The 3,237-nt window shown below is 63.5% G+C and carries 6 protein-coding genes and 1 pseudogene; 1 reads left to right on the forward strand and 6 read right to left on the reverse strand.

The window, feature by feature from the left end; translation table 11 throughout:
- Positions 1–48: 48 nt before the first annotated feature.
- Together EN742_RS29115 and EN742_RS29120 are read right to left on the reverse strand one after the other, a co-directional pair.
- Complete coding sequence (locus EN742_RS29115; protein ID WP_127406963.1) at positions 49–255, reverse strand: hypothetical protein; 207 nt, start codon at positions 253–255, stop codon at positions 49–51.
- Positions 252–428: a hypothetical protein gene (locus tag EN742_RS29120; RefSeq protein WP_126055469.1), complete on the reverse strand. Its 177-nt coding sequence runs from the start codon at positions 426–428 to the stop codon at positions 252–254. Before EN742_RS29120 ends, EN742_RS29115 begins: the two co-directional genes overlap by 4 nt.
- A 100-nt stretch (positions 429–528) precedes the next feature.
- Here EN742_RS29120 and EN742_RS29125 point away from each other — a divergent pair, with 100 nt between their 5' ends.
- Entirely contained in the window at positions 529–849 is a 321-nt protein-coding gene (locus EN742_RS29125) for a hypothetical protein (RefSeq protein ID WP_127406964.1), read from the forward strand.
- 29 nt (positions 850–878) lie between these two features.
- On the opposite strand, the gene EN742_RS29130 is transcribed toward EN742_RS29125, so the two are convergent.
- The 4 genes and pseudogenes from EN742_RS29130 to EN742_RS29140 form a co-directional block, all read right to left on the reverse strand.
- Positions 879–1,583 (reverse strand): SOS response-associated peptidase, encoded by a 705-nt coding sequence (locus EN742_RS29130; RefSeq protein WP_128333568.1) that lies wholly within the window; start codon positions 1,581–1,583, stop codon positions 879–881.
- Between the two features lie 629 nt (positions 1,584–2,212).
- Positions 2,213–2,671, reverse strand: a complete 459-nt coding sequence (locus EN742_RS29135; protein ID WP_126055466.1) for a hypothetical protein — start codon at positions 2,669–2,671, stop codon at positions 2,213–2,215.
- A 114-nt stretch (positions 2,672–2,785) separates the two neighbouring features.
- On the reverse strand, positions 2,786–2,932 hold the full coding sequence (locus EN742_RS38315) for a hypothetical protein (protein ID WP_189347754.1): 147 nt from the start codon (positions 2,930–2,932) through the stop codon (positions 2,786–2,788).
- Between the two features lie 59 nt (positions 2,933–2,991).
- Positions 2,992–3,237 (reverse strand): annotated as a pseudogene (locus EN742_RS29140) (cytochrome c); the annotation flags it as partial.

Raw genomic sequence — 3,237 nt, forward strand, 5'->3', positions numbered from 1 at the left:
AGCCATGTCCGCGACGGCGTGGACAACCGCGCCGTCGCGGACATGGCTTCAGCCGATTATCGCCGGAGTATCGTCATAGCTCAGCGACACCAGCTCCGGGTGGCGGTGAGCGAGCGCGAGGATTTGTGTTTCCAACTCGCAATTGTAGGCCATCAGCGCCTTCACCGTCTCCAGCGGGCTCGCGTAGCGGGCGATCAGCTTCTCGGCCTCGGCCTGCAATTCAGCCTGCGCTTCGGCGTCGAGCAGGATGCTCATTGCCGCCTCCTTGAAACCTGCAGCGCATCGAGCTGTTCCTGAAGGTGCCCGTTGAGCACGATCATCTCCTTCAGCGCCTTCATGGGGTCGCCCTTGTGGAGCGCGATGAACTTGTCGGCCACAGCCTGAAGCGCGGCCTCCTGGCGGCCGTCCAGTGTCACGATCTGGTCCATCCCGGCTGCTCCTCATACGTTATGTGCGCAGTGAACAAAAAGGGAACAAAAATGTCAAGGGCGAATTGACCAAACGAGGAATGCGTTCCTATTATTAGTCATGCCTGATACTGACGGAAGACGAAAGCGCGGCGGCGGGCGGCGGCTCAGCAATGCCCACGAGATCGGGCAACTCGTGCTCGTCCGCTGCGGACTCTGCAACGTCAAGCGTTGGTATCAGCCCGACGATCTGCTGAAGATTTTCGGCGACATCGAACCTGACCTCGTGGGCAGCAAGATGCGCTGCGAGCGCTGCGGCAAGAACGAATTCATGCACGCCGAGACGCAGAGCCCGACGGCGGGGGAGAGGCAAGGCATTCGGGTGAGAAGGCTTGCCGAAATAAGGACGGTGCGGCGGGTCGTGTGGCGGGATGAGCAATAAAGGGGTCGGCCATTTGCCGGCTTTGGTTTCTAAAACAAAGACCCCTGCGCCGGCGGCTCGGCGGGAAACTTGATCTGCGTCGCCGGCTTCTCGACGATCACCAGCGCGTCGTCAGGCGCTGGCCGCTGCAGCTTCCGCGCCTCCGGCCATGGCGCGGTCAGCCACGTCTCGGTCTCTTCCGGGGTGGTCAGGATCACCGGCATCGCCTTCTCGTGGATCGGCGCGATCAGCGCATTGGGCCTGGTGGTCAGGAAGCCGTAGAGCTGGTGGTCGCCCGGCCCTTCCTTGACCTTGCGCACGCCCTGCCAGGGCGTCCACAGGCCGGCGAAGAAGAACAGCGGTCGATCTTCGCCGCGCGCGAACCAGAAGTTCTTCTGCACGCCGGTCTCGGGGTCCTTGTCGCCAGGCTGGGGCGAGGGCTCGGCGAAACTCGTCACCGGCACCACGCATCGGTTCTCGATGCCAAGGTAAGGCATCCAGTGGGCGTATTGCGGGTTGCGGATGTTGGTGGTGCCGGAATCGGCATTGCCGCGCATGCGCTCCGGCGGTGTCGGCATGCCCCAGCGCAGAGTGGCGAGTTCGCGCGTGCCGTCGGCGGCGTTCCGCACCACCGGGGCGAACTGGTTCGGGTAGATGTCGACCGAGGGTTCGAGGTTGCCGATGACGTCGCGCAGGGCGCGCGTCCACTGGCGGATCGCCTCCTGGCTGGTGGTGATGTTGTAGAGATTGCACATCGGCAACGTTTCCCTGGCAGTCGATTGATCCCGCATTTTCCACCAAAGCGCCAGTGCCAGGCGTTCGTTGAGTCGGCTGGGGCTATCACAGGCGTGAACAGAGGTCCGTCCCAGGCCGCTCAACCTCGGTGCGTTGACAGGAGCGGCGAAGCAGAGGAAAGTTTGGCAGCTGCTGAAGGAGGGATTCCGTGAAGAAGACCTACGCCAGGCCGGTACTGCTCAAGGCGGGCAAGCTTGGGGCGCTCGCCGCCACCACCATTTCTAAGGCTCCCTGAGCCAAAAGCTTTTGCTTCGACGGAGCGCTGAGGCATTTGTTGCCTCCGCATCGATTTTTCGCGCCCCCGGCTGGCCCCGGCGCCGGAAGGTTTGCGTCGCCAATCCCTCCGCCGCCGCAACTCTCCGGCGACCGGGATCGTACCTCATCACTTTCGGGAAGTTAGGTGGCCCGGCCGCCGAGGGGGGGTGATGTATGGGTTGGCCGCCGGGCCTGACCGGCTTCTGCGACCTCGCCGGCTGCTTGAACATGCGCTCATGCTAATACTTGGGCAATAGCGACCTAGGGCCTAGGACCAACGTGTACGGCCTCCGGTTCCCAGCAACGTTTTACAATCATTCCCCAGCCGAAGCCCTCACGCTGTCCGCGCGTCGAGGCGCAGTGCCGAGAGGAACAGCAACAGCAGCGCCAGCGCGTTGAGGCAGGCCGCGGCCGCATGCGAATATTCCCATTGCCGCCTGAGCATTTCCCAATTGTCGGGCAGCATGGACCAATTGCGGGTCGCCCGGTTTACCGGAAAGGTGAAGCTCCAGAACACGAATTGCGTGGCGCCGATGGCGATGAAGGCGAGCGCCACAAGGCCGAAGGCACCGCCTGAGCGATAGAGCACGACCGCCAGTGCCGCGCTCGACAGCAAGGCGCCCAGCACGACGATACCGAACAGGCTCCAGCCGTCATAGGCGCGCTGCGCGGCGAGATAGCTGGTGCCGTCGAGCTTCAGTTTGCTGTACATCGAAAAGAAATGCGCCCCCGCCGGCACGAAGGCCAGCGCCGCGAAGATGAAGCTCACCACTCTAAGGCCATAGATCGCCATGCAGTCCTCCTTCCAGGAGAAGCTAGGGCAGGGGGCAGGCATGGGAAGGAGAGATCGAATGCCGGCGAAGGGCAACGGTTCTTCGCCTGCGATCTGATCCCGCGGCTCGGCGCCTCAGAATCCAAAGAACTGCCGGCCGATGAGATAGCCGAGCGCCGCGACGACCAGCGGAAACAGCGCCGGCGCCACCTTGCCGACCAGCGAAGGCCTGACCTCCTGGATCGGAGAGTCGGGGGTGGCGTTGTTGAGGTTCTTGGTCATCATATTAGCGTCAGCTCAACAAGTTAATTTTTGGCAAACGCCGCTACGGAAGGCCAGGCTCACTCCACCTTCTGCCGGAACTTCGAGTGGCAGCTCGAACAGTCCTGCAGGATGAGATGCAGGAGATGCTCCGCCGGCAGTGTGGCCGGATCAGGCTGCACGGCATTCGGCCGCTTGCCGAGCAGGCTGCCGCCATCCATCGGCAGCATCGCGCCCATGCGCATGCCCTCGGTGATCTCAGCCGGCGCCCTTTCGGCCTTGGCGGCGAGTGCCGAGGCGAGCCCGCCGATATGGCGGGGGTGCGC

The organism is Mesorhizobium sp. M4A.F.Ca.ET.020.02.1.1 (assembly GCF_004022645.1).
In the GTDB taxonomy this organism is placed as follows: domain Bacteria; phylum Pseudomonadota; class Alphaproteobacteria; order Rhizobiales; family Rhizobiaceae; genus Mesorhizobium.

What these genes read in the sequence shown, in the direction of transcription:
- EN742_RS29115 (WP_127406963.1), bottom strand. Translation starts at nt 255, where the DNA reads ATGAGCATCCTGCTCGACGCCGAAGCGCAGGCTGAATTGCAGGCCGAG.
- EN742_RS29120 (WP_126055469.1), bottom strand. Translation starts at nt 428, where the DNA reads ATGGACCAGATCGTGACACTGGACGGCCGCCAGGAGGCCGCGCTTCAG.
- EN742_RS29125 (WP_127406964.1), top strand. Translation starts at nt 529, where the DNA reads ATGCCTGATACTGACGGAAGACGAAAGCGCGGCGGCGGGCGGCGGCTC.
- EN742_RS29130 (WP_128333568.1), bottom strand. Translation starts at nt 1,583, where the DNA reads ATGTGCAATCTCTACAACATCACCACCAGCCAGGAGGCGATCCGCCAG.
- EN742_RS29135 (WP_126055466.1), bottom strand. Translation starts at nt 2,671, where the DNA reads ATGGCGATCTATGGCCTTAGAGTGGTGAGCTTCATCTTCGCGGCGCTG.
- EN742_RS38315 (WP_189347754.1), bottom strand. Translation starts at nt 2,932, where the DNA reads ATGACCAAGAACCTCAACAACGCCACCCCCGACTCTCCGATCCAGGAG.